Annotated in this window: 19 protein-coding genes; 7 read left to right on the top strand and 12 right to left on the bottom strand. The window is 60.5% G+C overall.

Annotated elements, in window-relative coordinates:
* Both P3G59_RS10150 and P3G59_RS10145 read right to left on the bottom strand, forming a co-directional pair.
* The gene (locus P3G59_RS10150; protein WP_277761420.1) at positions 1–1,443 is read right to left on the bottom strand and encodes a mechanosensitive ion channel family protein; all 1,443 of its coding nucleotides are present in this window, start codon (positions 1,441–1,443) and stop codon (positions 1–3) included.
* A 196-nt stretch (positions 1,444–1,639) separates the two neighbouring features.
* Entirely contained in the window at positions 1,640–2,506 is an 867-nt protein-coding gene (locus P3G59_RS10145; RefSeq protein ID WP_277761419.1) for a pirin family protein, read from the bottom strand.
* A gap of 242 nt (positions 2,507–2,748) precedes the next feature.
* Here P3G59_RS10145 and dkgB point away from each other — a divergent pair, with 242 nt between their 5' ends.
* The gene (gene dkgB / locus P3G59_RS10140; RefSeq protein ID WP_277761418.1) at positions 2,749–3,552 is read left to right on the top strand and encodes a 2,5-didehydrogluconate reductase DkgB; all 804 of its coding nucleotides are present in this window, start codon (positions 2,749–2,751) and stop codon (positions 3,550–3,552) included.
* An 18-nt stretch (positions 3,553–3,570) separates the two neighbouring features.
* Here the strand turns inward: dkgB and P3G59_RS10135 are convergent, their stop codons facing one another.
* From P3G59_RS10135 to P3G59_RS10095, 9 genes are all read right to left on the bottom strand, one after another.
* A complete protein-coding gene (locus P3G59_RS10135; protein ID WP_277761417.1) occupies positions 3,571–6,798 on the bottom strand; it encodes a transporter substrate-binding domain-containing protein in 3,228 nt (1,075 codons plus the stop codon).
* 10 nt (positions 6,799–6,808) lie between these two features.
* A complete protein-coding gene (locus P3G59_RS10130) occupies positions 6,809–7,435 on the bottom strand; it encodes a response regulator transcription factor (protein WP_277762129.1) in 627 nt (208 codons plus the stop codon).
* Between the two features lie 135 nt (positions 7,436–7,570).
* Positions 7,571–8,014: a chemotaxis protein CheY gene (locus P3G59_RS10125; RefSeq protein ID WP_277761416.1), complete on the bottom strand. Its 444-nt coding sequence runs from the start codon at positions 8,012–8,014 to the stop codon at positions 7,571–7,573.
* A gap of 89 nt (positions 8,015–8,103) precedes the next feature.
* Entirely contained in the window at positions 8,104–9,357 is a 1,254-nt protein-coding gene (locus P3G59_RS10120; protein WP_277761415.1) for an EAL domain-containing response regulator, read from the bottom strand.
* Between the two features lie 28 nt (positions 9,358–9,385).
* The gene (locus P3G59_RS10115) at positions 9,386–9,796 is read right to left on the bottom strand and encodes a hypothetical protein (RefSeq protein WP_277761414.1); all 411 of its coding nucleotides are present in this window, start codon (positions 9,794–9,796) and stop codon (positions 9,386–9,388) included.
* Positions 9,797–9,997: 201 nt separating this feature from the next.
* The gene (locus P3G59_RS10110; protein WP_007913384.1) at positions 9,998–10,714 is read right to left on the bottom strand and encodes an MgtC/SapB family protein; all 717 of its coding nucleotides are present in this window, start codon (positions 10,712–10,714) and stop codon (positions 9,998–10,000) included.
* Positions 10,715–10,877: 163 nt separating this feature from the next.
* A complete protein-coding gene (mgtA, locus tag P3G59_RS10105) occupies positions 10,878–13,577 on the bottom strand; it encodes a magnesium-translocating P-type ATPase (protein WP_277761413.1) in 2,700 nt (899 codons plus the stop codon).
* A 594-nt stretch (positions 13,578–14,171) separates the two neighbouring features.
* Positions 14,172–15,506 (bottom strand): SidA/IucD/PvdA family monooxygenase, encoded by a 1,335-nt coding sequence (locus P3G59_RS10100; RefSeq protein ID WP_277761412.1) that lies wholly within the window; start codon positions 15,504–15,506, stop codon positions 14,172–14,174.
* A 134-nt stretch (positions 15,507–15,640) separates the two neighbouring features.
* On the bottom strand, positions 15,641–16,123 hold the full coding sequence (locus tag P3G59_RS10095; protein ID WP_277761411.1) for a sigma-70 family RNA polymerase sigma factor: 483 nt from the start codon (positions 16,121–16,123) through the stop codon (positions 15,641–15,643).
* 323 nt (positions 16,124–16,446) lie between these two features.
* Here P3G59_RS10095 and P3G59_RS10090 point away from each other — a divergent pair, with 323 nt between their 5' ends.
* The 3 genes from P3G59_RS10090 to P3G59_RS10080 are packed head-to-tail and all read left to right on the top strand — an operon-like array spanning position 16,447 to position 20,995.
* The gene (locus P3G59_RS10090) at positions 16,447–17,619 is read left to right on the top strand and encodes an efflux RND transporter periplasmic adaptor subunit (protein WP_277761410.1); all 1,173 of its coding nucleotides are present in this window, start codon (positions 16,447–16,449) and stop codon (positions 17,617–17,619) included.
* On the top strand, positions 17,620–19,593 hold the full coding sequence (locus P3G59_RS10085) for a MacB family efflux pump subunit (protein ID WP_277761409.1): 1,974 nt from the start codon (positions 17,620–17,622) through the stop codon (positions 19,591–19,593).
* A gap of 7 nt (positions 19,594–19,600) precedes the next feature.
* On the top strand, positions 19,601–20,995 hold the full coding sequence (locus P3G59_RS10080; RefSeq protein ID WP_277761408.1) for an efflux transporter outer membrane subunit: 1,395 nt from the start codon (positions 19,601–19,603) through the stop codon (positions 20,993–20,995).
* A gap of 128 nt (positions 20,996–21,123) precedes the next feature.
* Here P3G59_RS10080 and P3G59_RS10075 read toward each other — a convergent pair whose 3' ends face one another.
* On the bottom strand, positions 21,124–22,743 hold the full coding sequence (locus tag P3G59_RS10075) for a PvdJ/PvdD/PvdP-like protein (RefSeq protein WP_277761407.1): 1,620 nt from the start codon (positions 22,741–22,743) through the stop codon (positions 21,124–21,126).
* 252 nt (positions 22,744–22,995) lie between these two features.
* Here P3G59_RS10075 and pvdM point away from each other — a divergent pair, with 252 nt between their 5' ends.
* Genes pvdM through P3G59_RS10060 form a run of 3 tightly spaced genes read left to right on the top strand, consistent with a single transcriptional unit; the run spans position 22,996 to position 26,583 of the window.
* Positions 22,996–24,366: a pyoverdine-tailoring dipeptidase-like protein PvdM gene (pvdM, locus tag P3G59_RS10070; RefSeq protein ID WP_277761406.1), complete on the top strand. Its 1,371-nt coding sequence runs from the start codon at positions 22,996–22,998 to the stop codon at positions 24,364–24,366.
* Positions 24,363–25,643: an aminotransferase class V-fold PLP-dependent enzyme gene (locus P3G59_RS10065; protein WP_277761405.1), complete on the top strand. Its 1,281-nt coding sequence runs from the start codon at positions 24,363–24,365 to the stop codon at positions 25,641–25,643. Before pvdM ends, P3G59_RS10065 begins: the two co-directional genes overlap by 4 nt.
* Before the next feature lie 31 nt (positions 25,644–25,674).
* Positions 25,675–26,583 carry a formylglycine-generating enzyme family protein gene (locus P3G59_RS10060; RefSeq protein ID WP_277761404.1) on the top strand — a complete coding sequence of 303 codons (909 nt, stop codon included), beginning with the start codon at positions 25,675–25,677 and terminating at the stop codon, positions 26,581–26,583.
* Positions 26,584–26,717 lie beyond the last annotated feature (134 nt).

The following is a 26,717-nucleotide window of genomic DNA, read 5'->3' as shown; positions in this document are numbered from 1 at the left end:
TCAGGCGCGATTGCGCAGCCACTGCAAGAAACCCTTTTTCGGCACGACTACCGGCACATCCTCGGTCAGGGATTGTGCTTTGTGCAGGCGGTAATCGAGCAAGGTTTTCATCGCGTCACTGATGTCATGGCGGGCATCGAGGCACGGCTTCAGGTAAGTCTTCTCGATGCGGTACAAGGCGCAGAAGGTCTTCGCGGCAAACTTCGCCGGCACCGAGGAATCGGAAAGAATCCCCGCCTCACCGATGACCTCGCCGGGGCCCATACGCCCGGACTCGAACGGCGCGCCATGACGGCTCAACGTCACCGTGACCACACCTGATTCGATAATGAACAAGTGATCGCTGACCTCCCCCGCCTCAAGGATGGTTTCACCGGCACGGAAGGTTTGCAGGGTCATGTTCTGGCTGAAGGTTTCTTTCTCTTCCTGGCGCAACGTCGAGAAAATCGGCGAGCTGTCGAGCAATGCCCGGGGCCGCGAAAGGTTGGCCGGCGCACCGGTTTCATTGCTCGATAGCAAACTCACCCCGGACGCCTGCAAGTGCCGATAGGCCAGATCGAACAGCTGATTGCGCACCACGCGCTTCTCGCCCATTGACGCCACGAAACCACTAATTTCGTATTCCGCGCCACTGCTGCCGGAGCTTTTCAGTGCGACGTTCGGCGCAGGCGTGTCGAGCAACTGACGACAGCCCTGCATCGCCCGCTCCAGCGCATCGATCACTGAATTGGGCCGCGCGTGCGGGCTGACCTGCACGCTGACCGCGACACCGAACATATTGCTCGGCCGACTGAAGTTGATGATTTTGGCTTTGGCCGCCAGCGAGTTGGGAATCACCGCCATGCTGCCCTGGCTGGTTTGCAGGCGCGTGGCGCGCCAATCGATGTCGGTAACCCGCCCCTCGGTGCCGTCAATGGAGATCCAGTCATCCAGTTGATAAGGCTTGGTGGTGTTGAGGACGATCCCGGAGAACACATCGCTGAGCGTGCTCTGCAAGGCCAGACCGACGATGATCGCCAACGCCCCGGAGGTGGCCAGCACGCCTTTGACCGGCAGATCCAGCACGTAGGCCAGTGCCGCAATGATCGCGATGAGGAAAATCACCGCGCCGAGCAAATCCTGCAACAGCCGCCCGGTGTGGCCGACCCGTTGCATCATCACCGCGCCGATCAACACCGTCAGGGTGCGCGCGCCGAACAGCCACCAGCCGATCTGCAACCCGGTCGCGGCTAAATGCAGCGGCACATTGTCGGCCCACGGCGCCGGCTCCATCGGGTTGAGACCTTCATTGAACAGCAGGACGCTGAACAAGCTGAAAATCAGCACCCGCACCAGCAGCTTCCACTCGCTGCCATGGGAGCTGATCAGGCGCCACAGGCCCAGATCGAGGAGGATCAGGATCAACGCGCAGAACAACGGATGTTCAGTCAGCAGAGACAGCATCAAACAACTCCGACGGGGGCCAATCGCGAGAAGATCGCACAGATTGAGCAAGTGTAGGAGCAATTGATTTCAGCGGATGAACACACTCTCACTGGCAACAAAAAAACTGTAGGAGCTGCCGCAGGCTGCGATCTTTTGATCTTTAAAAACAAAGTCAAAAGATCGCAGCCTGCGGCAGCTCCTACAGGGGTTGGTATCAGCCGTGCATCCGGCCAAAGCGGCCGGACTGGAAGTCGGCGAACGCCTGATGGATTTCCTGTTCGGTGTTCATCACGAACGGGCCGTGGCCGACAATCGGTTCGTCGATCGGCTCGCCGCTGAGCAGCAACACCAGCGCATCCTGACTCGCCTGGAGGGTGAGTTGCCGACCATCGCGCTCGAACAACGCCAGTTGCCCTTGCTCCGCCGATTGCTGTCCATTGATCTGCACCGACCCCCTGAGCACCACCAGTGCAGTATTGCGCCCCTCGTGCAGATCCAGCGTCAGCAACTTGCCGGCATTCAACCGCAGGTCCCACACATCGATGGGCGTGAAAGTGCGCGACGGGCCGGTGTGGCCATCGAACTCACCGGCGATCAAGCGCAGGCTGCCGGCGTTGTCCTTGAGCGCGATGCTTGGAATGTCGCTGTCGACAATGGTCTGGTAGCCCGGCGCGGCCATTTTGTCTTTAGCCGGGAGGTTGACCCACAGCTGGACCATTTCCAGTTTGCCGCCGGTTTTGGCGAAGCGTTCCGAGTGGAACTCCTCATGCAGAATCCCGGAAGCCGCGGTCATCCATTGCACATTGCCAGGACCGATAACGCCGCCACTGCCGGTGGAATCGCGGTGCTGTACTTCACCGTCATAAACAATCGTCACGGTTTCAAAACCCCGGTGCGGATGCTGACCTACGCCACGGCGTTCGGTGGTCGGGGTGAATTCGGCAGGCCCGGCGTGATCGAGCAACAGAAACGGGCTGATGTGTTTGCCCAGGTTGTCATAGGAAAACAGCGTGCGAACCGGAAAACCATCGCCGACCCAGTGGCCGCGCGGGCTGGTGTAGATACCGATGAGGTTTTTCATGGTGGGCTCCAAATCAGTGAGTGACGCAATGGATTAAGCTTAAATCCATGACGATTAACGCACTAGACGGCAAAAATCGGCTTCAGCGTTCTATGTGAAGAACAGTGCGCTCGCGGACAGCACAGTTCCCGGAAAAGATTCATGACCTGAGCTCAAAGGTGCTTTGCCCCACCGACGGTTTTTCTCATGGATGCAGACGCGGATACTCCTGCCCATTGTCACTGCAACCCCTGGAGTCCTGCATGTCTGTTCCTGCTTTCGGTCTTGGTACGTTTCGCCTGCAAGGTCAGGTTGTCATCGATTCGGTCAGTACCGCCCTTGAACTCGGCTACCGCGTCATCGACACCGCACAAATCTACGAAAACGAAGCCGACGTCGGCCAGGCCATCGCTGCCAGCGGCATCCCGCGCGAAGAACTGTTCATCACCAGCAAGATCTGGGTCGCCAACTTCGCCAAGGATCGCCTGATCGACAGCCTCAAGGAGAGTCTGCAGAAATTGCAGACCGACTACCTCGACCTGACGCTGATTCACTGGCCGTCGCCGGAAAACCAGGTCCCGGTCGAGGCATTCATGGGCGCCCTGCTCGAAGCCAAACGTCTGGGCCTGACCCGGCAGATCGGCGTGTCCAACTTCACCATCGACCTGATGCAACAGGCGATTGCGGCCGTCGGTGGCGAAAACATCGCCACCAACCAGATCGAACTGCACCCGTATCTGCAAAACCGCAAAGTGGTGGAGTTCGCCCAAAGCCAAGGCATCCACATCACCTCATACATGACCCTCGCTTACGGCGAAGTGCTGAAGGACCCACTGATCCAGCAGATCGCCGAGCGCCTGCACGCCACCCCGGCGCAAGTTACGCTGGCCTGGGCCATGCAGTCGGGCTACGCGGTGATTCCGTCGTCGACCAAACGCGCCAACCTGCAAAGCAACCTTGCCGCCACGGCGCTGACACTGAGCGACGCCGATATGACGCTGATTGCCACGCTCGATCGCGGCCATCGCCTGACCAGCCCGAAAGGCATCGCGCCGCACTGGGACTGACCTGACGATATTGGCTGTTCAGGCCTGCAGACGTTGCGCCAGACCAGCCATGGCCTTGCGCAACGCCTCGACCGCCATGTCCAGGCTTGCCGCTTGCGCCCGGTGGCTTGCCTGCTCCAGTTCAACGCAGGCCGCTACCACACGCGCCGCGCCCACCATCTGCGCCCCGCCCTTGATGTGATGAGTGAGCTCACGCAATCCTGCGCGATCCTGCTCAGACTGCAAATCATCAAGGCGTTGCAGATCGAGCTGCAAACTGTTCAACACTTCCTTGCGCAACTGTTCGATCAGAGCACGATCATCCCCGGCCATTTGCTCCAGGGTGCTCAGGTCGATTTCCGCCAACACCGGCGTTTCGCGGGGGGCAGCCGCGATGTTGCAATGACTGGCCGCCGTCAATGCCTGTGCCAGATCGTGCAAACGAATCGGTTTGAACAGACAGTCGTTCATACCGGCACTCAGGCAGCGCGTCCGCTCCTCGACCTGAGCGTTGGCGGTAAACCCGAGGATCAGACAGGGTTCGCGAGCAGCCATTGCTTCTTCATCACGAATGGCCCGCGCCAGTTGATAACCGTTGCGCCGCGGCATGTTGCAATCGGTGATCACCACATCAAACGCCTGAGTCCGCCACCGTTGCAGGCCCTCATCACCGTTCTCGGTGTCGACCGTTTGATGGCCCAGTTCAGTCAATTGCCAGCACAACAGCAAACGGTTCACCGGATGATCGTCCACCACCAGAACACTCAGTGAACAGGTTGCGGCGACTTTTGTTTCCGGGATTGCACTCTGAGCGACGGCGGCCAACAGCGGCAGTTCAAGACTGACCTCGACTTGCGTGCCTTCACCCGGTGCACTGTCGAGCCGCAGCGTGCCGCCCATCATCTCGCAGAGACTGCGACTGATGACCAAGCCCAGTCCGGAACCGCTGCGTGCCGATTGCGAGTCATGGCCCGCCTGCACGAAAGGGTTAAACAGTCGTCGTCGGTCGTCGGAGTTGATCCCCACCCCGCTGTCTTCAATAAGCACTTTCACGCTCAGGCGTTCCGCCGTCGCGGTGGTCACCGTCAGCCGTAGACTGACCTCGCCCTCTTCGGTGAACTTGATCGCGTTGCTCAGCAGATTCGACAGCACTTGTTTGAAGCGCGTCGGATCAATCAGCACGTCAACATCGCTGCGAGCATCGAGTTCGATGTGCCACAACAAGCGCTTCTGCCGCGCCAACCCTTCAAATACCCGACACACCGACACCACTAGCTCACGCAGGTTGGCGCGCTCGGGCACGAGGGACAAATGCCCGGTCTCGATCCGCGCGATGTCGAGAATGTCGCCGATCAGCGCCAGCAACTGTTGGCCGGCGTTGGATGCCACTTGAATCGCCAGGCGGTCGGTCACGCCTTCCTCGGCGCGCTTCAAGGCCAGTTCGAGCATGCCGATCAAGGCGTTCATTGGCGTGCGGATTTCATGGCTCATGGTCGCCAGAAACGTGGTTTTGGCGCGATTGGCATCGTCCGCCGCGTCCTTGGCTTCCTGCAATTGCTGCAACCATTGCTGGCGGCGGCGAATCTGTTGGCGCTGAAAAACGATCCAGGCCAGTGCAAGCGCCAGCAACACCGCCGCACCGACAAAACCAAGGAGAATCTCGCGGCGGTGCTGTAGCCAATAGCTGCCTTCCACCACCACATCGTGGCTCCAGCGCTCCACCAGTTCGTCCATCTGTTGCGGGGCGATGCTCAACAGCGCCTTGTTCAGGATCGAATGCAGAGCTGTCATTTGCGGGGCCGTCGCCAACGCGATACGTGCCGGTTGATCGCCGACGGTGCCAATGATGCGCAGACGCTCGCGGTAATGCCGTGCGATCAGAAAACGCGCCACCAGCAGCGAGCTCACCGTAACGTCAACTTGACCTTTGGCAATCAATGCCATGCCTTCAGCAGGGCTTTTGACTTCGGTCAGATGGATGCGCGGCACACGCCCCAAGAGATAACTGCGTAACGGATGACCGCGATAAATGGCCAGCCGCTTGCCTGCCAGGTCATCAAGGTCGAGCGGCCCCTGTGCAGTGATTGCGCTGACCAGCACAAACGGATTGTTCAGATAGGCGCGGGTAAATTGCAGTTCGGTTTCGCGCTCGCTGCTCGGCGTCACCACCGGCAATACATCGAGCTCACCGGCCTTGAGCTGTTCAATCTGGCGATCGAGTGACGCTCCGCGCACAATGTCGAACTTCAGCCCGCTGCGCTGGCTGATCAAGCTCAGCAGTTGCGCCGACAACCCGCTGAAACGGCCATCGGCATCAAAAAAAGTCAGCGGTGCGAAATCTTCGATGGCGCCGACCCGGACGACTGGATGCTGGTCCAGCCACTCCTGCTCATTTGCACTGAGCTGCACCCGCGACTGTTCAGCCATATCGGCGAGGCCGACGCTCCAGCGTTGCTCGATGCGTTGGCGACGTTCCATGGGAATGGCGGTCAATGCCTTGTCGACCATGCGTTTGAGGCGCCCATCGCTGCGCAACAGGGCGAAGCCGAACGAATTGGCGTCCAGTCCCGCCGGGCCGGCCAACTGCAGGTCGTTACGATAATTGGTGTTGATCAGGTAGTTGGCGCTGATGAAGTCGCCCAGATAAACATCATCCGCGCCGAAGGCCACCGCTCCGAGCGCATCCATCGCCGAAGGGTAACGCTGCACGCGGGCGTGGGGATAAAACGCTTGCACGCTCGCCAGCGGCAGATAGTCCTCGACCATGGCCAGGCGCTTGCCGGCCAGATCGCTTGGCAATTGATCTTCGAGCCGGGTCACCAGCATCGGCTGATCTTCGGCGTAGGGTCGGGACAGGATGAAGTCCGGGTCGGCGGCCTCAAAACTGTTGGAGGTCCCCAGCAGATCGAGATCGCCGCGTTTGAGCGCCGCCATCACGGCATCGCGGTTGGCAAACCGTCGCACTTCAATACGCACACCCAGCAACCGCGCCAGCAGGTCGGCGTAATCGGCGGTCAGCCCCTCGAGTTCCTGTTGATTGCGGGTGATCTCGAACGGGGGGTAATCCGGCCCCGATATCCCCATGCGCAGCACCGGGTGCTGGCGCAGCCATTGCTGGTCCTGTTCGTCGAGGCGCAACTGGACGTTTTCCAGCCCGCTCCGGCTCAGCACTTGCAGCACTTGCGGGGTGTCATCCGCCCAGCAGGTGGCGATCAGACTCAGCCCCAGACTCAGCCCCAGCCAGACAGTCCAGCGTCCCCGCCTCATGTCCGCTCGCTCAGATCACATGATTGCGCTTGGCGAAGTCGCGCAAGAGTACCGCTGAGCAAACCCCGAGCTTTTTCATCAGACGGGTTTTATAAGTGCTGACGGTTTTGTGGCTCAAGTGCATGTCCTCTGCAATCGCCTTGTTGGATTTGCCCTGCCCCAGTTGCCGGAAAATGCTCAACTCCCGGTCGGAGAGCTGATCGATCATCTGTTTTTCTGTGGTTTGCACGGCATTCAGCGTGCTGGAACTGTCCGGGAGCGAGGAAAAATAGGTATGGCCCGACATCACCGCCCGAATGGCATTGCGCAACTGCTCCAATTGATTGGTTTTGGTCACATAGGCCATGGCCCCGGCACGCACACAGCGTTCCTGATAGAACATGGGTTCATGGGTACTGAAAACCAGCACTCGGCAACGAAGATCATTGGTCTTGATCCGAGCCATGACTTCCAGCCCGTCGAGTACCGGCAAATTCAGATCGAGTATGACCAATCGAGGCTCGTGCTCACGAATGAGCGACACCACCTCGTTGCCTTGGGACGCCTCGTATATCTGTTTGAATCCTTCGGTTTGCAACACGATTCGGATGGCAGCGCGCACCACCGGATGATCGTCGACGATCAGCGCTGACTTCATGGCCACTCCCGGTGCAAAGTCTGACGGGCAGGCCACCGGTGGGGGCTGATCCAGAGTCAGTGGCTGCACAGGGACTGTTACATGCAATGCCGCGTAAATCACCTGTCAGGTCTGACAGTTGCGGCCAGTGTTTTTTTATGCATGAGCAGCGCTTTGCATCGGCGGGTATGGCTGGCGCGCGGTCAACTCATGCGGCCCGGCAGGCGCATCGACCAGCGCCATCAGCTGACGGATCGACTGCTTTGAGGGCAGTGGCAAATGGCTGACCTGGACATTTTCCTGAGCGAATCCCGAAGCCGGCTGCAACGGCGCCGTGCCTTCGTTGTAAATCAACGCCTGACGAATCTGCGGGTTATCGAGGAAAAACCCCAGCAGATCCAGCGAGCCTGCCGCCAGTTCGGCATTGATGACCACCACATCGAACGGCTCGCAACCGTAGTCCACCAGCGTCAACAGCTCAGTGAGGCTTTGCACCGGGGCCACGCGGTAGTAATCAAGGCTATTGAACAGACGTTCGATTTTCATCCGGTGAAAATGCTGCGAGTCGGCAATCAGGATGCGCAGGGCTTTATTGATCATGGTCAATCTCCCGGTGTCACGGTTTCTGGGTGCGGCAAGACTACGCAAGCTTCGCGGCAGGTTCTGTAGGACTTTTCTTAAAAAAAGGTTCACTCATCCGAGTCCCGCCGATCACTGTGCTGCTGCAACCAAAGCAACAAATCAGCCCCGGCCATCGGCCACGCGTACCAGTAGCCCTGCCCTTGAGAACACCCCAAGGCCAACAGTTCACGGCGCTGTGCATCGGTCTCGATTCCTTCGATCACCACGCTCATGCCGAGGGTTTCACCCAACGCCAGCGTGCTGCTGATCGCCGCCCGGCATCGCGGTTCGTGCTCAAGATTGCGGATGAATTCGGCGTCGAGCTTGATCTCGTTGAACGGCAACTGACACAAGCGCTGCAATGATGAGAAGCCGGCGCCGAAGTCATCAATCGACAGACGACAGCCCATCATTCGCAGGCGGACGAGGCTTTCCAGGCTGGTGGCCGGCGCTTCGAGCAGACCGCTTTCAGTCAATTCGAAAGTCAGACCTGCACCGCAAGCACCATGGTGCGCCAGAAGTTTTTTCAACGTGACGGTGAGCTGCGCGTTGGCCAACTGCACAGCGTGCAGATTGAACGCGATATTCAGGAAAAGACCCTGCGCACGGGCACTTTGTTGCACAACCAGCGCCTGTTCGATCTGCGTAAACAGTAGCTCGTCGAGCAACCCACAACGCTCCAGCACAGGCATGAACAGCGCGGGAGAAAGAATGCCTTGAGTCGGATGAAGCCAACGGCACAGGACCTCTACGCCACAGACCTGACCGGTCTGCAGGTTGAATTTGGGCTGATACCAGGCCTGCAATTGCCGCTGCGCCAACGCCTGGCGAACCGCCGCCTCACTGGCCAGCGTCACGGCAGCGGCCGCTGGTTGCGCCAGAGCAGGCCTGTCGAGGGATTTGCCCAGCAGATTCGCCAGCACCTGCACATGCAAAGGTTTGCCGACATCACCCAGCAGTTCCAGGCCAAGCAACGCCACCATCTGATGCACCGCGCGACGCAGGTCTGCCGACAGTGAACTACTGATGATCACCGACTTGACCTGCCCCGACGCCCCCACCCGCTGCAGAAACTCCAGCCCGTCCATCCCCTCCATCTGCAAATCGCACAGGGCGACATCGACCGTACCGACTTCCTGCAAGAGCGCCAGCGCCTCAGCGCCGTCACTGGCTTCGAAGACCTCGCGACAACCGAGCGTACGCAGCATGTTGACCGCCACCGAGCGCTGGAATGCATGGTCTTCCAACACCAGCACACGCAGCGGCAGAGCAGGCACGGCGATTGAATCATCGATGCCGGGAACACGGTCTGCCTTGGCCAATCGCGCATTCGACCCGCCAGCAGATGCCTCAAAGTTTGTGGGATTGTTCCTGAACATCGAGGTGCTCCAGCAGAGGGCCAAGGGTTTGCCGGTCCGGGATACGGACCAGCATCAACTGTCGTCGGTAGTTGGCATAAATCGTCTGAGCCTGCGGCTGGCCGCGAACGCTGTCATGAATCACGCCGTGGCGAATCTGTGCATTGCTTGCAAAGAACCGTACCCAATCCACGCCAGCGGCGGCGATCAACTCAGCGTTAATGATCATCAGGTCAAAGTGCTGGAAGGGCTCGCTGGAGTAATGGGTCACGCCCAACAGTTCACGAAACGAGTGCACCCGCGTCAGTTCGCGACAGCCCAGTTCTTTAAAAGTCTTGCCGATTCGGGCGTGCAGCGCAGGCTGCTCGTCAGCAATCAAAATTCGCCAGCATTTGTAGGACATGGGTTTCGACGGTGAGGGAAAGGTCGCCGCTCGTGGCATAAGAGGCGACACACTAGGCAAAAGCGTCGCCAAAGCATGTAGGACAAGTCTGAAAAAACACCCAGAAAGCTCCGATGCCCCTTCAAGAACAAAGCCACGTCAGAAGGATCCGACGTGGCAACCGGACTCACCAAAGGAACAATTCTCAGCAACCGAGAATGATCATTCAGTGGTACTGGGACTCCAGAACGCTTGCACCACCAGCGCCGATGTGGAAATCCGCGCCACCAGTGCGTCGAGTTCATCCCCATCGACCGATGTGGTCGCCAGCGTCGCTTCGATTTCGATTTCATCGGCGCCGAAGGCGTGCACATCGACATCGCTGGCCGGGTAGTTGCTGCGCTCAAGTTCGGCTTCGAGCAAGGCGAACACGGCGGTTTGCTGGGAGCGTCGGGCGATGACGTAGACGATGTTGGTGACTTCCGCCGAAACCACGTCCAATGGCTGGCGATTGATGTTGTTGACGATCGGCCGCAGCAAGGTATTGGCGGCGAGAATGAACAGCGTGCCGAGCACCGCTTCGGCAAGCAGATCGGCGCCGGCACAGGCGCCGACCGCTGCAGATGTCCACAGGGTCGCGGCGGTGTTGAGGCCACGGACGTTGCCCTCTTCGCGCATGATCACCCCGGCACCGAGAAAGCCGATGCCGGAGACCACGTAGGCAACCACGCGCACTGCGCCTTCGGCGCCCGCGAGACGGTTGGCCATGTCGACGAAAATTGCCGCGCCGACGGCGACCAGAACGTTGGTGCGCAGGCCGGCGGTACGTTGCCGGTATTGGCGCTCGAAACCGATCAGGCCACCGAGAATGAACGCGGCGCTGAGGCTGACGAGGGTGTCGAGCAGCGAATCGAGGTTGAGGTTGTTGATGGCTTGCATCGTCATCTCCCTGAAAACACAAAAACCCTTCGTCGGGCCTGCTTGAAATTCACTTGAAACGCCCCCCCCTGTAGGAGCTGCCGCAGGCTGCGATCTTTTGCTTTTGCCTTTTAAAAACAAGATCAAAAGATCGCAGCCTGCGGCAGCTCCTACAGGGTCAGCATTACTGCCAGCCGAACCGGCGGATGTAGAACCCTTTCACCGCCTGGGTCAGCGCCATGTACGCCAGCAGAATCACCGGCAGGAACACGAAGTACAGCGACGGCAGCGCCTGCAATTTGAAGTAATGCGCCAGCGGCCCCATCGGCAGGAAGATGCCGACCGCCATGATGATCCCGGTCATCACCAGCAGCGGCATGGCTGCACGGCTTTGCAGGAACGGAATCTTCGGCGTGCGGATCATGTGCACGATCAGCGTCTGGGTCAGCAACCCGACCACGAACCAGCCGGACTGGAACAGCGTCTGGTGATCCGGGGTGTTGGCATCGAATACGTACCACATCAAGGCGAACGTGGTGATGTCAAAGATCGAACTGATCGGGCCGAAGAACAGCATGAAGCGCCCGACGTCGCCCGGCTGCCAGCGTTGTGGTTTTTTCAGCATGTCCTCATCGACGTTATCGAACGGAATCGCAATCTGCGAAATGTCGTAGAGCAGGTTTTGCACCAGCAGATGCATCGGCAGCATCGGCAGGAACGGAATAAACGCACTGGCGACCAGCACCGAGAAGACGTTGCCGAAGTTGGAGCTGGCGGTCATCTTGATGTACTTGAGCATGTTGGCGAAGGTCCGGCGCCCTTCGAGAACGCCCTCCTCCAGCACCATCAGGCTCTTTTCCAGCAGGATGATGTCGGCGGCTTCCTTGGCGATGTCCACCGCGCTGTCCACCGAGATACCGATGTCGGCGGTGCGTAATGCTGGCGCGTCGTTGATGCCGTCGCCCATGAAGCCGACCACATGGCCGTTGCCTTTGAGGATGCGCACGATGCGCTCCTTGTGCGACGGCGTCAGTTTGGCGAACACATTGGTGGTCTCTACGGCCACCGCCAGTTCGGCATCGCTCATGCGCTCGACGTCGTTGCCCAGCAGCAGGCCTTGTTGCGCCAGACCGACTTCGCGGCAGATCTTCGCGGTCACCAGTTCGTTGTCGCCGGTCAGCACTTTTACCGCCACGCCATGTTCGGCCAAGGCCTTGAGCGCTGGCGCGGTGCTTTCCTTCGGTGGATCGAGGAACGCCACGTAGCCGATCAGCGTCAGTTCATTTTCATCAGCCAGGCTGTAAGTGTCGCGACCTTCGGGCATCGAGCGAGCGGCCACCGCCACCACGCGCAAGCCTTCAGCGTTGAATGCTGCAGTGACCTGACGAATCCGGGTCAGCAATTCATCGCTCAAGGCTTCATCGACGTCGCCGTGACGCACGCGGCTGCACACCGCCAAGACTTCTTCTACCGCACCTTTGCAGATCAATTGGTGCGGCTGACCCCGGCCTTCGACCACCACCGACATGCGCCGACGATTGAAGTCGAACGGGATCTCATCGACCTTGCGAAACGCCGTGCCGACTTTCAGCTCACGGTGGATTTCCACGTGTTCCAGCACCGCGACATCCAGCAGGTTTTTCAGGCCGGTCTGGTAGTAGCTGTTGAGGTAAGCCATTTCCAGCACGTCATCGGAGTCTGCACCCCAGACATCGACATTGCGTGCGAGGAAGATCTTGTCCTGGGTCAGCGTGCCGGTCTTGTCGGTGCACAGCACGTCCATGGCGCCGAAGTTCTGGATCGCATCAAGACGTTTGACGATGACTTTTTTGCGTGACAGAAACACCGCGCCTTTGGCCAGCGTCGAGGTGACGATCATCGGCAGCATTTCCGGGGTCAGGCCGACGGCAATCGACAGCGCAAACAGCAGTGCTTCGGTCCAGTCGCCCTTGGTGAAACCGTTGATGAACAGCACCAGCGGCGCCATCACGAACATGAAGCGAATCAACAGCCAGCTGACTTTGTTCACCCCTTGCTGGAACGAAGTCACTGCGCGATCAGTCGCGCCGACACGCTGAGCCAAGGCACCGAAATAGGTGCTGTTGCCGGTGGTGAGAATCACCGCCACCGCGGTGCCGGAGACGACGTTGGTGCCCATGAACAGGATGTTGTCCAGCTCCAGCGGATTGCGTGTCTCGCGATCAGCCTGGCGTGGAAACTTCTCCACCGGCATCGATTCACCGGTCATCGCCGCCTGGCTGACGAACAGGTCCTTGGCGCTGAGCACCCGGCAATCGGCAGGAATCATGTCACCGGCCGACAGCACGATCAGATCGCCCGGCACCAGTTGTTTGATCGGCAATTCGCTGCGCGGCGCGTCACGGCGCATCACCGTCGCGGTGTTGCTGACCATGGCTTTCAGCGCATCGGCGGCCTGGTTGGATTTGCTTTCCTGCCAGAAGCGCAGCAGCGTCGACAACACCACCATGGAGAAAATCACCACAGCGGCCTTGAGGTCTTCGGTCAGCCACGAGATCACCGCCAACAGGGTCAGCAGCAGGTTGAACGGGTTTTTGTAGCAGTGCCACAGGTGAATCCACCAGGGCAGCGGCTGCTCGTGTTCGACTTCGTTGAGGCCGTATTGCGCACGCAGTGCATCGACTTCGAAATCGGTCAGGCCATCGGAATGCGTGCCGAGTGACGACAGCAATACACCGCTGTCGCAATGCGCGGCATCGACCAAGGTGTTGGCCAATGTGGGCGGGACTTCACGGCTGACCGTGGTGTCGTTGATCGATTCCAGCAGCGCCAGGCGACGGAAGTGCCGGGCGATGTGGCGAGTCCGCAGAAAACCTGCGAAGAATTCCTTGAGCGTAAGTTTCATGGCTGTTGCCCCTATGGTCAGCCGGGAAACCGTCAAGCAGGTACGGCCGCGCCTCGTTCGCCGGAAAAACCGGCACGGCAAGGCCTGGCGCGCCGGTCAGAAAAGACAGGCGTGTCGATAGGGCTGCGATCACCACACTTAAGTCGCAATCACGCTCTGTTCAGCGTCGATGAGAAGGAACGTCCAGACATGACCACGGACGGGTCATGCACGGGATGCCGCTGCTCGCTTTTACGGCGAGACAACGACAGAGAAAGTCTGCGCGTTATCTTGCCGAGAATCTGCCGGTTACCGAGACCGGCCGACAACTGTCACTCGAACAAGTACCCACTGTGGGTCTCCGCTATTGATGAAAACGCGCGAAGCTTACGCCCCGATGTCTGGAGAGTAAACCCGCAAAAGGCAGTGTGCCGGGGAATGTGGGGGATGTTCAGGAAGGGTTCAGAAATCAGGATTTGTGGTGCTTCAAATGGCCCCTTCGCGAGCAGGCTCGCTCCCACAGGGGACCTCCAGCGAACACAGACGTGGTGTTGAATGAAGATCCAGTGTGGGAGCGAGCCTGCTCGCGAAGGCGGTGTATCAGGCGCCGATAATTTAGCTGGCAGTTGCCAACAACAAATCCGCCATCGAACGATGTCCGCGATGCTTGCCATGCTCATACAGCGAGCCGGCAATCTCGTCCGCACGAATCGGCAACACCGACAGCAGCGTATCGCTCAGACCATGGCTGGCCTGGCAGAAGCCCTGCATGTAGATGCCGGCCTTGCAGCGCTCGTCGGTGATCAGTTTGTAATTGCGATCCACCTCGAAGTCGCCCAGGTACTCTTCCAGCGGCGCGAGCAGTTTGCGGTGCATCTGCCGCTCGTAACCGGTGGCCAGGACCACCGCGTCGTAATTGCGCACGGTAACTTCGCCGGTGGCGTTGTTGCGCACGGCCAGTTCGATACCGTTGTCGGTGGCGGTGGCTTTCTCGACAGTAGTCAGGGTGCGGAAGGCGTGACGGGCAATCCCGGACACTTTCTGGCGATAGAAGATGCCGTAGATGCGCTCGATCAGGTCGATGTCGACCACCGAGTAGTTGGTGTTGTGGTACTCGTTGACCAGACGCTCACGCTCGGCGCTGTTTTGCTGGAACACCAGGTCGGTGAATTCCGGCGAGAACACTTCGTTGACGAACGGGCTGTCGTCGGCAGGCTTCAGGGCCGAGCCGCGCAGGATCATGTCGACCTGCACCGACGGGAACGAATCGTTCAAGTCGATGAAGGCTTCCGCCGCGCTCTGCCCGCCACCGATGATCGCGATGCTCATCGGCTGATTGTTCACGCACGGCTGCTTGGCCATTTGCGACAAGTACTGCGAATGGTGGAACACACGGGTGTCGCCCTTCAGCGCCTTGAACGCCTCCGGAATGCGCGGCGTGCCGCCGGCGCTGACCACCACCGAACGGGTGGTCCGCACATGCTGCTGGCCATCGCTGCCACGGGAAATCACGCGCAGCGCTTCAACCTGATGGTTGTGCAGCACCGGCTCGATGGTCAGCACTTCTTCGCCGTACCGGCTCTGCTCGGCGAACTGCCCGGCGACCCAGCGCAGGTAGTCGTTGTACTCCATGCGGCACGGATAAAAGGTGCCGAGGTTGATGAAGTCGACCAGACGGCCGTGGTATTTCAGATAGTTGACGAACGAATACGGGCTGGTCGGATTGCGCAGGGTCACCAGATCCTTGAGGAAGGAAATCTGCAACTCGCTTTGAGTCGACAGGGTGTTGCCGTGCCAGCTGTAATCCGCCTGTTTGTCGAGGAACAGTACATCCAGCTCGCCCTGGGTCGGGCCGCGCTCTTGCAGAGCGATGGCCAGTGCCAGGTTCGAAGGGCCGAAACCGACGCCGATCAGGTCGTGAACGATGGGCGATGCAATTGCCTGAGTCATTTCCAGTGTCCTCTGGATGAACCCCTCAACAAGGGGCAAGGAGAGCCTAAGTGACCTGACCGGCCTTGAGCAGGACAGCAGGTCGTCTGTTGAGTAGGAACGAGGACAGAGAAATAAAATTTAACGGCGATGGCTCAATGGGCATCCCATTGTTTGATCCGCACCCGGCAATGTTTCATGGCATTGACGATGTGCTTTTCCACCAGAGCCTTGGAAATGCCCAGCTGCCGGGCGATTTCCGGATGGGACAGACCTTCGATCTTGCGCAGCAGAAAACTTTCCCGACACAGGGGTGGCAGCTCTGCCAGCGCACGCTGAAGCATACCCAGCCGCTGGCCATGATCGAGGCTGTTATGGGGAGACGGGGTGAAATAGCGCTCTTCGCTGTCGAGCACGTCCAGCGATTCGACCTGGCGCAAAGCGTTGCGGCGATGGTCGTCGATGACCAGATTCAGCGCGGTCCGGTAGAGAAACGCGCGGGGTTGCTCGATCGGTGTGTCGCTGGAACGTTCCAGCACTCGCAGATAGGCGTCATGCACCACATCTTCGGCAACCTGACGGTTGCCGAGCTTGGCGTTCAGGAAACACACCAGCTCGCGATAGTAGTTTTCCAACATGACTCCCGGCCGCAAACCTGCGGGTTCTGTCCTTGAGCTCACTGATAGACCCCTGCGCAAAACGCAGTAGCAAGATAGTGGCAACTTGAGGTGCGTAATTTATAGTAATTCTCATATAGATTTAAAGTGGTGTTTGTCGTTGCCCGGTAAATAGTGCTGTTCTATAGCTGTTACTTCATGTGTCCGCGCTTAAATTCCCCCACGCATTCATCGTTTACAGGACAGCTCCCCGTGTCTGTCGCCGCCCTGCGACAGCGTTCAGCGCTGCCCCAATCCGTGTGCCAGCCGAACGACGGGCCGATTTTCACTGGCCGGAACCCTGCATGAAACGTCCCCGCCCCGCCCGACGCGCCCTGCTCGTAGTGCTTTGCCTGATCCCCGTTGTCGCTTATGCCGCGTGGCAAATCATGCCGCCGGGCCGGGATAAATTCGCCACCGTGCCAGTGACCCGTGGCGATATCGAAAGCAGCGTCACCGCGCTCGGCACATTGCAACCGCGTCGTTACGTGGACGTCGGTGCGCAGGCCTCCGGGCAGATTCAGAAAATCCATGTGGAAGTCGGCGATGTGGTCAAGGAAGGCCAACTGCTGGTGGAAATCGACCCGTCGACACAAAGAGCCAAGCTCGATGCCGGGCGCTTCTCGATCGAGAACCTCAAGGCGCAATTGCAGGAACAACGCGCCCAACATCAGCTGGCGCAACAGAAATATCAGCGCCAGCAGAATCTGGCGGCCGGCGGCGCGACTCGCGAAGAAGACGTCCAGACCGCCCGTGCCGAACTGAAGGCGACGCAAGCGCGCATCGATATGTTCCAGGCGCAGATCCGTCAGGCCGAAGCCAGCCTGCGCAGCGATCAGGCCGAGCTCGGCTACACGCGGATCTATGCGCCAATGGCCGGCACGGTAGTCGCCCTCGATGCTCGCGAAGGCCAGACCCTCAACGCGCAACAGCAGACGCCGTTGATTCTGCGCATCGCCAGGCTGTCACCGATGACCGTTTGGGCCGAGGTTTCCGAGGCGGATATCGGCCATGTCAAACCGGGTATGAGCGCTTACTTCACCACCCTCAGTGGCGGCAATCGCCGCTGGAGCAGCAGCGTGCGACAAATCCTGCCGGTGCCGCCAAAACCGCTCGATCAGACCAGCCAGGGTGGCGGCAGTCCGGCCAGCAGCAGCAAAAGCGGCAGCGCCCGCGTCGTGCTGTACACGGTTTTGCTCGACGTCGATAACGCCGACAACGCACTGATGGCGGAGATGACCACCCAGGTATTCTTCGTGGCCAATCAGGCCAAGGATGTTCTCACCGCCCCGCTGGCAGCCCTGCAAGGCAGCGCGACGACGAACCTGCAAACCGCGCAGGTGGTCGCCGCCAACGGCAAAATCGAATCCCGCGAAGTGCGCACCGGTATCAGCGATCGGCTGAAGGTGCAGATTCTCGATGGCCTGAGTGAAGGCGATCATCTGCTGATCGGCCCGGCTGACGGCAACGGGGGTTAAATGCAAACGCCTCTGATCGACCTGCAGGACATCCGCAAATCCTACGGTGGTGGTGACGCGCCTGAAGTTCACGTGCTGCGCGGCATCGACCTGTCGATCCACGCCGGCGAATTCGTGGCAATTGTCGGCGCTTCGGGCTCTGGCAAATCGACGCTGATGAACATCCTCGGCTGCCTCGACCGCCCGACGTCCGGTGAATACCGTTTCGCCGGGGAAAACGTCGCCGGCCTCGACAGCGACGAACTGGCGTGGCTGCGCCGCGAAGCCTTTGGTTTCGTGTTTCAGGGTTATCACCTGATTCCGTCCGGCTCGGCCCAGGAAAACGTCGAGATGCCGGCGATCTATGCCGGCACTCCGGCCGCCGCGCGCCACGCCCGCGCCGCCGCCCTGCTCGACCGCCTCGGCCTGGCCTCACGCACCGGCAACCGCCCGCATCAGCTTTCCGGCGGACAGCAACAACGGGTGTCGATTGCCCGCGCCTTGATGAACGGCGGCCATATCATTCTTGCCGACGAACCGACCGGCGCCCTCGACAGCCACAGCGGCAAAGAGGTCATGGCGCTGCTCGACGAACTGGCGAGTCAGGGCCACGTGGTCATTCTCATCACCCACGATCGCGAAGTGGCGGCGCGGGCTAAACGCATCATCGAAATCCGCGACGGCCTGATCATCAGTGACAGCGCCAAGGACAACCCCGAAGCCCAGACCAGCGCCAACCCCGGCGCCTTGCAAGCCGTCGATCTGCGCAAGCGCCTGGTCGAAGGCGCCGAAGCCACTGGCGCCTGGAAAGGCGAACTGGTCGACGCCTTGCACGCCGCCTGGCGGGTCATGTGGATCAACCGCTTCCGCACCGCGCTGACCCTGCTCGGCATCATCATCGGGGTAGCCTCGGTCGTGGTGATGCTTGCGGTCGGCGAAGGCAGCAAGCGTCAGGTCATGGCGCAGATGGGCGCGTTCGGTTCGAACATCATTTACCTCAGCGGCTCGGCGCCCAATCCGCGCACACCACCGGGGATCGTCACCCTTGATGATGTACACGCATTGGCGAGCCTGCCACAGGTACAGCGGATCATGCCGGTCAACGGCGCCGAAGCGGGTGTGCGGTTCGGCAATGCCGACCATTTGAGTTACGTCGGCGGCAACGACACCCAATTCCCGGCGATCTTCAACTGGCCGGTGGTGCAAGGCAGCTACTTCACCGAGGCCGACGAGGCGAACGCTGCCGCAGTGGCGGTGATCGGCCACAAAGTCCGGACCAAACTGCTCAAGGACGCGATCAACCCGATCGGCCAATACATCCTGATCGAGAACGTACCGTTCCAGGTCGTCGGTGTGCTGGCGGAAAAAGGTGCCAGCTCTGGCGACTCCGACAGCGACAACCGCATCGCTATCCCCTACTCGGCCGCCAGCGTCAGGCTGTTCGGCACACGCGATCCTGAATACGTGGCCATCGCCGCCACCGACGCCCGCAAGGTCAAGGATGCTGAACAGGCCATCGAACAACTGATGCTGCGTCTGCACAACGGCAAGAAGGATTTCGAACTGACCAACAATGCCGCCATGATCCAGGCCGAAGCGCGCACGCAAAACACCCTGTCGCTGATGCTCGGCTCGATAGCCGCGATTTCCCTGCTGGTCGGCGGCATCGGCGTGATGAACATCATGCTCATGACCGTGCGCGAACGTACCCGCGAGATCGGCATTCGCATGGCCACCGGCGCCCGCCAGCGTGACATTTTGCGCCAGTTCCTCACCGAGGCAGTGATGCTCTCGGTGGTCGGCGGCATCGCCGGCATCGCCCTGGCGTTGATCGTTGGCGGCGTGCTGATTCTGAGCGAAGTTGCCGTCGCGTTCTCGTTGATGGCAGTGCTCGGCGCTTTCGGCTGCGCCCTTGTCACCGGTGTTGTCTTCGGCTTCATGCCGGCCCGCAAAGCTGCCCGGCTCGACCCGGTCACGGCCCTTACCAGTGAATGATCGATCTATGAAACCGCGCCTCAGCTTGTTGACCGTGTGCCTGATCCTCAGCGCATGCGGCAGTCCCGTTCAGCGACCCGACAGTGGCGTACAAGCGCCCGCAGCCTGGCAGTCGCCCCATAGCGCCAGCGTTGCCCGCAACAACCCACAGTGGTGGACGCAATTTGCCAGCCCGGAACTGGATCGCCTGATCGAACAGGCTCGCGTCGGCAGTTTCGACCTCGCGGCCGCCGTTGCTCGAGTGCGTCAGGCGCAGGCCGGCACCGTCATCGCCGGCGGCTCACTGTTGCCGGAGGTCAAGGCCGGACTGAATGCCAATCGGCAGAAACTGCTGCGCGGCAATGGCTACAGCCAACTCGATGCCGACAGCAGCAACAAGGCTGTGGACTATTTCGATAGCAACCTGAGCGCCACTTACGAAATCGATTTCTGGGGCGGCAAACGCGCGTCGCGCGACAGTGCGCAGTTCGCTTTGCAGGCCAGCGAATTCGACCGGGCAACCGTCGAGCTGACATTGCTCAGCGGCGTTGCCAGCACGTATGCGCAAACCTTGTCGCTACGCGAGCAGAGCCGCATCGCCGAACTCAATCTGGCCAACGCACAAAGCGTACTGAAACTGGTGCAGACGCGGTTTGATTCAGGCTCGGCAACTGCGCTGGAACTGGCGCAACAAAAGAGCCTGGTCGCCGCCCAGCAATGGCAATTGCCGCGCGCGCAACAGCAAGCCCAGGAAGCGTTGATCAGCCTCGCCGCCCTGCTTGGCCGACCGGTGCAGCAACTATCGCCGACAGAGTCCTTCGATCACCTGCAATGGCCAGACATCGCCGCCGGCGTGCCCAGCGAGTTGCTCACTCATCGTCCGGACATCGCGCGCGCCGAAGCACAACTGGCCGCCGCCGAAGCTGACGTCAAAGTCGCCCGCGCGGCGATGTTGCCGGCACTGACCCTGACCGCCCAGCTCGGCTCAGGCGCCAATCAGTTCGACGATTTGATTCGCAGCCCTTTCTACAACCTGACCGCCGGGCTGGTCGCACCGATTTTCAATAACGGTCGCCTCGGCGCTGAACGCGACAAGGCCACGGCGCGCCAGCAAGAGCTGCTGGAAACCTACCGTGGCGCGATCATCAACGGTTTCGCCGATGTGGAAAAAGCCCTCAACAGTATTCGTCGCCTGGATGAGCAGCGGTTGTGGCAGAACGAAGAATTGAATCAGGCGCAGAGCGCTTTCAACATCGCCCAAAGCCGTTACCAGGCTGGCGCCGAAGACTTGCTCACGGTATTGGAGACCCAGCGCACGCTGTATGCCGCGCAGGACCAGAATGCGCAACTGCGGCTGTCACGAGTGCAGGCGAGCATTGCGCTGTACAAGGCCCTGGGCGGTGGCTGGCAGGCGCGGCAATAGCTTTGCCTGACAGACCGCTTTCGCGAGCAGGCTCGCTCCCACAATCAATGGCGGTGTTTGCGCAATCTGCGAGCAACACCTGATTCTGTAGGAGCGAGCCTGCTCGCGAATGAACGATGACGCAGCCCTCAAGTCGGGCTGGTTTTGGCCTTCAGATTGCGCGCATACCACGGTCGTTGCGGTACACGGCGGAACAGCCCGGCGAGTTTTTCTTCGTCGGTGATGAAGGTGATGCGCAAGGCCAGTTTCATGGTTTCCGGATCCATCTCCACCGACTTGCCGACCTGCAGGCCCGGGGTGGTGCTGCAGCCATGGGTGATAGGTCCCAGCCACGGATCATCGACCTCGACCCAACGCCCCGGCGCAAACCACTGCACGCCATTGACTTCAAGCCGACTGACCTCACCCGGATGGAAACGCTCATGGGCGCGGAACCAGTCTTCGATACGGTCATCGATCCAGCCATGGAAGTGCCAGAACGCCGGGTTGACGTGGGATGAAAAAGGATCACCGAGGAAGTCGTTTTCAGCGTTGTACCAACGCGCGGCAAAGTCTGCCGGATCCCGTGCAAACGGCACCGGCTGACCATTGGAAGGATCGCGCGGCACCGAGGCCCAACGCATGTGCAGCCAGTCGTGCAGGCCCAGCTCCACTTCGGAGCCAAACTGCCCCAACGTGAGCCTGGCCAGATACGCCGGATCGCGGTATTGCGACTCCCAGACCTGGAAGTTACTTTCATAGGTTTCGGCAGTCTTGATGTCGCTGACCCACTGACTGAACTCATCGTCGCCCGCCGCCGTCCACGTTGGCGGCAAAGCCGTGCCGTCGTGGTTGTCGAAGTAGCGGGCGAAACCGATACGGTCGCGGATCAATTCCGGCTGCGGCAACGGAAAAAACTCCCAGGACGGCAGGTCCTGCATGGAACGCGCCGTACCGAGCATGTGCCGGTGCATGAAAAAGAAGTCCACTCCCGAACCGTTGCGATCCTTGCGCGGCCCCCGGGCATCACGCTCCTTGTCGCGCGGCCCGGGCTGCCAGCCAATCCCGCGCAGCGCCTCGCGCTTGTCCTCAGGCAGTTTGTGCCATTTGTCCCGGGTCGCATGCCACAACTGGTGGAACAGGCGATGCTCGGGGGAAATCAGCCACGCCAGCAGCGTCGGGTTCAGCGGCGTGCGCTCGCGGGCTTCGGGAAACAGCTGCTTGACCGCGACGAAGCGGTTGTCCTGGGCAGGCAGATTCAACGGCCGGTCGAGGCGCAGCGCCTTGCCGCTGAGGGTGCCGCTGCCGGCATTGCCGAAGTCGGCCCAGACCTCATCGAGGATCATGTCCAGCTCGTAACTGATCTGACCGTCGGCGCCGATCATCCGCCAACTCAATTTCGCGGCATCGGCCTTGGCCAGATCACCGAGAATTCGGTAACGAGGTATTTCGCCAGAGCGCAAACGCTCCGGCGTATCGAGAAAACCGCACACGCCCCGGCCTTTATGACCGATGTCGAGAAACACTTGCAGACCTTTCGGTGGCAAGCCTTCGAGGCCCGCGTCCGCCCCTTCGAAACGTATGTCCCAGACCCCGCGCAAGGCGTTCGCCAAGCGCTGACCGGCCATGTCCGCTACATCAAATGACGCCTCGCCCGGCGTGATCGTCGGATCCGGCTTCGTCCATTGACGATGCCCGAAGTAAGCCGCCGGCACGGCAGCGCCAGTCAGCGCCAGGCCTGCCATGAACCATCGTCGAGAAATCTTCATTGCCCTACCTGTGTCAGCCATGAAGCAGGCTTTATCCAAGCTAGAACGTTTGTTGCGCAGGTAAATTTATGTGGGTTTGAAAAGATCGCAGCCTTCGGCAGCTCTTACATGGAATGTATATCCCTGTAGGAGCTGCCGAAGGCTGCGATCTTTTCACCTGGCCACCTAAATTCCACGGCCATCCACTCGTTCTTCCCAGATAGCAAAGGCCTCCGCGCCTGCACCTCAATGGCGAACCCGACCGAGATGGCAATGACAAAACCACGTTCGAAAAAGGCTCTATTCATCGGCCTCCCCTTAGCCTTGGCGATCAGCGCCGGCGCAGGCTTTGCCGTCTGGCAGCACTGGTTCAAGGACGACCTCGGCTACCCGGGCAAAATCATGAAACAGGCGGATGAGCTGCACGAACGCATGCTCTCTTTCGACAGCCATGTCAGCCTGACGCAGAACTTCGGCACCGACGGCCACGAAGCCAACAAGGACGGTGACGGCCAGTTCGACCTGGCCAAGGCCAATCGTGGACGCCTGTCCGGCGCGGCGCTGACCATCTTCGGCTGGCCGGAAATGTGGAACGGTCCGAACGCACCGCACAAGCCAACCCCCGGCTTCGTCGACGAGGCACGCAACCAGCAGGAAATTCGCTACAAGATCATTTCCGGGATGGTCCGCGACTATCCCAATCAGGTTGCCATCGCCTACACCCCGGATGATTTCCGTCGTCTGCACGGCGAAGGCAAATTCGCGATTTTCATCAGCATGCTCAACGCCTACCCGCTGGGCCACGACCTGAGCCTGCTGGACATGTGGACGGCGCGCGGCATGCGCATGTTCGGCTTCAGCTACATCGGCAATAACGACTGGGCTGATTCATCGCGTCCGTTGCCGTTCCTCAACGACTCACCGGATGCCCTCGACGGCCTCTCGGATCTGGGCAGGCAAGCAGTCAAGCGCCTGAACGATCTGGGCGTGATCATCGACGTTTCGCAGATGTCGACCAAGGCCCTTGAGCAGGTCGCGCAACTGAGCCGTACGCCGCTGATTGCCTCGCACTCGGCGCCACGCGCAATGGTCGACATCCCGCGCAACCTCAGCGACAAGGAAATGCAGCTGATCAAGAACAGCGGTGGCGTGGTGCAGATTGTCGCGTTCTCGCAATACCTGCGCCCACTGACGCAGACCACGCAAGACAAACTCAATGAGATGCGCAAGGACTTCGATCTGCCGCCACTGCCGAATCTGGCCATGGCGTTGATGCCCGGCGACCCGATCATTGCGGCGTGGTCCGAGCAGAAGTTCGGCCAGTACGCCAGTCGCCTCTACGGCATCCTCGAAGAGGAGCCGAAAGCCAGCCTCAAGGACCTGGGCGACGCCATCGATTACGCGGTACGCAAGATCGGCATCGACCATGTCGGCATCAGTTCCGACTTCAACGAGGGCGGTGGCGTCAAAGGTTTCGAGAACGTCGGTGAGATCCGCAACGTCACCGCCGAGTTGATCTCGCGCGGTTATTCCGAGGCGGATATCGCCAAGCTCTGGGGCGGCAACTTCCTGCGGGTCTGGGATCAGGTCGAGAAAGCCGCGAAACCGGCACTGGCCAGCGCGCCGGGAACCGCCAAGCCATGAGCAATCGTCGCGATTTTCTCAAGCAGGCCGGGATACTGGCTGCGGCGCTGCCACTGGGTGCGAGCCTGCCCACGCTCGCCAGTGCTTCAGCCGCTGCACCGCTGCCGCGCAACAAGTGGGCGCAGTTGCAACAGCTGTTCAATCAGGATCCGGACTACCTGCACTTCTCCAATTTTCTGATCACCTCGCACCCCAAACCGGTGCGCGAGGCGATTGAACAGCATCGCGCGGCCCTCGACAAAAATCCCGGTCTGGCGATGGATTGGGATCTGGGCGTGATCGAACAGCGCGAGGAAAACGTGCGGGTCTGGGCCGGTCGCTACTTGCAAGCCAACGCGAAGCAAATTGCACTGACCGGCAGCACCACCGAAGGCCTGGCAACGATCTATGGCGGCGTGCATGTGCGCCCTGATCAGGAAATCCTCACCACCGTCCACGAACATTACGCCACCCACACCATCCTCGCCCTGCGCACCGAGCGCGATGGCACGCGGGTGCGCAAGATTGCGTTGTTCAAGGATGTGTACAGCGCCAGCAAAGCCGAAATCCTCGCCAGCATCGACAACGCCATCCGCCCCGAAACCCGGGTGCTGGGCATGTGCTGGGTGCATTCGGGCAGCGGCCTGAAACTGCCCATCGGCGAGATCGGCGCAATCGTCGACAAGCACAATCGCGGCCGCCGTGATGCTGACCGCATCGTCTACGTGGTCGACGGCGTGCATGGTTTCGGCGTCGACAACCTGAGCTTCGCGCAAATGAACTGCGACTTCTTCATTGCCGGCACGCACAAATGGATGTTCGGCCCGCGCGGCACCGGGATCATTTGCAGCCGTTTTGAACAGGTCAGGTACGTCACGCCGATCATTCCGACCTTCTCCGAAGCCACCGCTTTTTCCACCACCATGACGCCGGGTGGCTACCACTCCTTCGAGCACCGCTGGGCGCTGGACGAGGCGTTCAAGTTGCACCTGCAACTGGGCAAGGCTGAGGTCGAAGCGCGCATTCACGCGCTCAACAGCTACCTCAAACAGCACTTGCAACAACGCTCGCCAATCGAACTCGTCACGCCGTCGAGTCCAGAGTTGTCCGCCGGCTTCACGTTCTTCCGGGTCAAGGGCAAGGACAGCGACAAGATCGCTGCGCACCTGATGGCCAACCGCGTGATCGCCGATGCCGTCCACCGTGATGTCGGCCCGGTGATCCGCACCGCCCCCGGGCTGCTCAACGACGAAGCACAAATCGACCGCCTGCTGGCCGTGCTCGACCAGGCCCTTTGAGCGATCCCTTTTCCTTTTAGCGAGACCCGCCATGAACAGTGAACTGCGTCGTTTCCCCCTCAAGACCCTGCCGGCGCTGGTGCTCACCGCCCTCGCTGCCGGCCTGCTGCCTGGCGCTGCCCAGGCCGCCACGCCGCCGGCCCCCGGCAAGGTGTTCAAGGACTGCAAGGACTGCCCGGAAATGGTCGTGCTGCCCACCGGCACCTTCACCATGGGCACCCCGGATGACGAGGTAGGCCGTGAGCCTGACGAAGGCCCGATGCACCCGGTGACATTTGCCAAACCGTTGGCGATCAGCCGTTTTCAGGTGCTGCGTGGCGAGTGGGATGCGTACCTCAAGGACACCGGCTACACAATGCCCGACGGCGACACCCGCCCCGGGCGTGCGTGCAAGGCCGGCATCCCTGACTATCAGGGCAGCGATCCGCGCAAGCAGTACACCGACAAGCATCCAGCCGTGTGCATGGACTTCCCTGAAGTCGAGGCGTACGTCGCGTGGCTGTCGAAAAAGACCGGCAAACAATACCGACTGGTCAGCGAATCCCTGCGTGAATACGCCGCCCGTGGCGGCAGCAGCGGGCCGTTTCCCTTCCCGTTCGATGAAGGCAAGGAATACAGCATCGCCAAACACGCCAACACCTATGGCGCCGCCGATGGCTACAACTTCACCGCGCCGGCCGGCAGCTTTCCAGCCAATGCCTTCGGCGTGTACGACATGCACGGCAACATCTATGAATGGACCGCCGACTGCTACAACGAAAACTACGTCGGCGCACCGAGCGACGGCAGTGCCTGGCTGAGCGGCAAATGTGAAATCCGCCGTATCCGTGGCAACGATTGGGGCGAAGCGCCGGTGTTCTCCCGCTCCGGCAACCGCAATGCCACCTATACCGACACGCGCGGTGACTGGATCGGCTTTCGCGTCGCCCGCGATCTGTAACGCCATCGCCCGGCTAAATTAGCCATCCTGCCAGTCGTTTTACAGGTGAGCGCGAACCGACACGGTGCGCCACCGCCCTCTACGTCATCCAGGCGAAGTCCGCGAACCATGCCGGCCTTCGCCGCTTTTTCCAG

The organism is Pseudomonas sp. A34-9 (genome assembly GCF_029543085.1).
Taxonomy (GTDB): Bacteria; Pseudomonadota; Gammaproteobacteria; order Pseudomonadales; family Pseudomonadaceae; genus Aquipseudomonas.
This window is presented reverse-complemented; position numbering and strand designations above follow the sequence as displayed.

Coding starts and splice junctions, on each gene's coding strand:
- P3G59_RS10150 (WP_277761420.1), bottom strand. CDS start 1,443: ATGCTGTCTCTGCTGACTGAACATCCGTTGTTCTGCGCGTTGATCCTG.
- P3G59_RS10145 (WP_277761419.1), bottom strand. CDS start 2,506: ATGAAAAACCTCATCGGTATCTACACCAGCCCGCGCGGCCACTGGGTC.
- dkgB (WP_277761418.1), top strand. CDS start 2,749: ATGTCTGTTCCTGCTTTCGGTCTTGGTACGTTTCGCCTGCAAGGTCAG.
- P3G59_RS10135 (WP_277761417.1), bottom strand. CDS start 6,798: ATGAGGCGGGGACGCTGGACTGTCTGGCTGGGGCTGAGTCTGGGGCTG.
- P3G59_RS10130 (WP_277762129.1), bottom strand. CDS start 7,435: ATGAAGTCAGCGCTGATCGTCGACGATCATCCGGTGGTGCGCGCTGCC.
- P3G59_RS10125 (WP_277761416.1), bottom strand. CDS start 8,014: ATGATCAATAAAGCCCTGCGCATCCTGATTGCCGACTCGCAGCATTTT.
- P3G59_RS10115 (WP_277761414.1), bottom strand. CDS start 9,796: ATGTCCTACAAATGCTGGCGAATTTTGATTGCTGACGAGCAGCCTGCG.
- P3G59_RS10110 (WP_007913384.1), bottom strand. CDS start 10,714: ATGCAAGCCATCAACAACCTCAACCTCGATTCGCTGCTCGACACCCTC.
- mgtA (WP_277761413.1), bottom strand. CDS start 13,577: ATGAAACTTACGCTCAAGGAATTCTTCGCAGGTTTTCTGCGGACTCGC.
- P3G59_RS10100 (WP_277761412.1), bottom strand. CDS start 15,506: ATGACTCAGGCAATTGCATCGCCCATCGTTCACGACCTGATCGGCGTC.
- P3G59_RS10095 (WP_277761411.1), bottom strand. CDS start 16,123: ATGTTGGAAAACTACTATCGCGAGCTGGTGTGTTTCCTGAACGCCAAG.
- P3G59_RS10090 (WP_277761410.1), top strand. CDS start 16,447: ATGAAACGTCCCCGCCCCGCCCGACGCGCCCTGCTCGTAGTGCTTTGC.
- P3G59_RS10085 (WP_277761409.1), top strand. CDS start 17,620: ATGCAAACGCCTCTGATCGACCTGCAGGACATCCGCAAATCCTACGGT.
- P3G59_RS10080 (WP_277761408.1), top strand. CDS start 19,601: ATGAAACCGCGCCTCAGCTTGTTGACCGTGTGCCTGATCCTCAGCGCA.
- P3G59_RS10075 (WP_277761407.1), bottom strand. CDS start 22,743: ATGAAGATTTCTCGACGATGGTTCATGGCAGGCCTGGCGCTGACTGGC.
- pvdM (WP_277761406.1), top strand. CDS start 22,996: ATGACAAAACCACGTTCGAAAAAGGCTCTATTCATCGGCCTCCCCTTA.
- P3G59_RS10065 (WP_277761405.1), top strand. CDS start 24,363: ATGAGCAATCGTCGCGATTTTCTCAAGCAGGCCGGGATACTGGCTGCG.
- P3G59_RS10060 (WP_277761404.1), top strand. CDS start 25,675: ATGAACAGTGAACTGCGTCGTTTCCCCCTCAAGACCCTGCCGGCGCTG.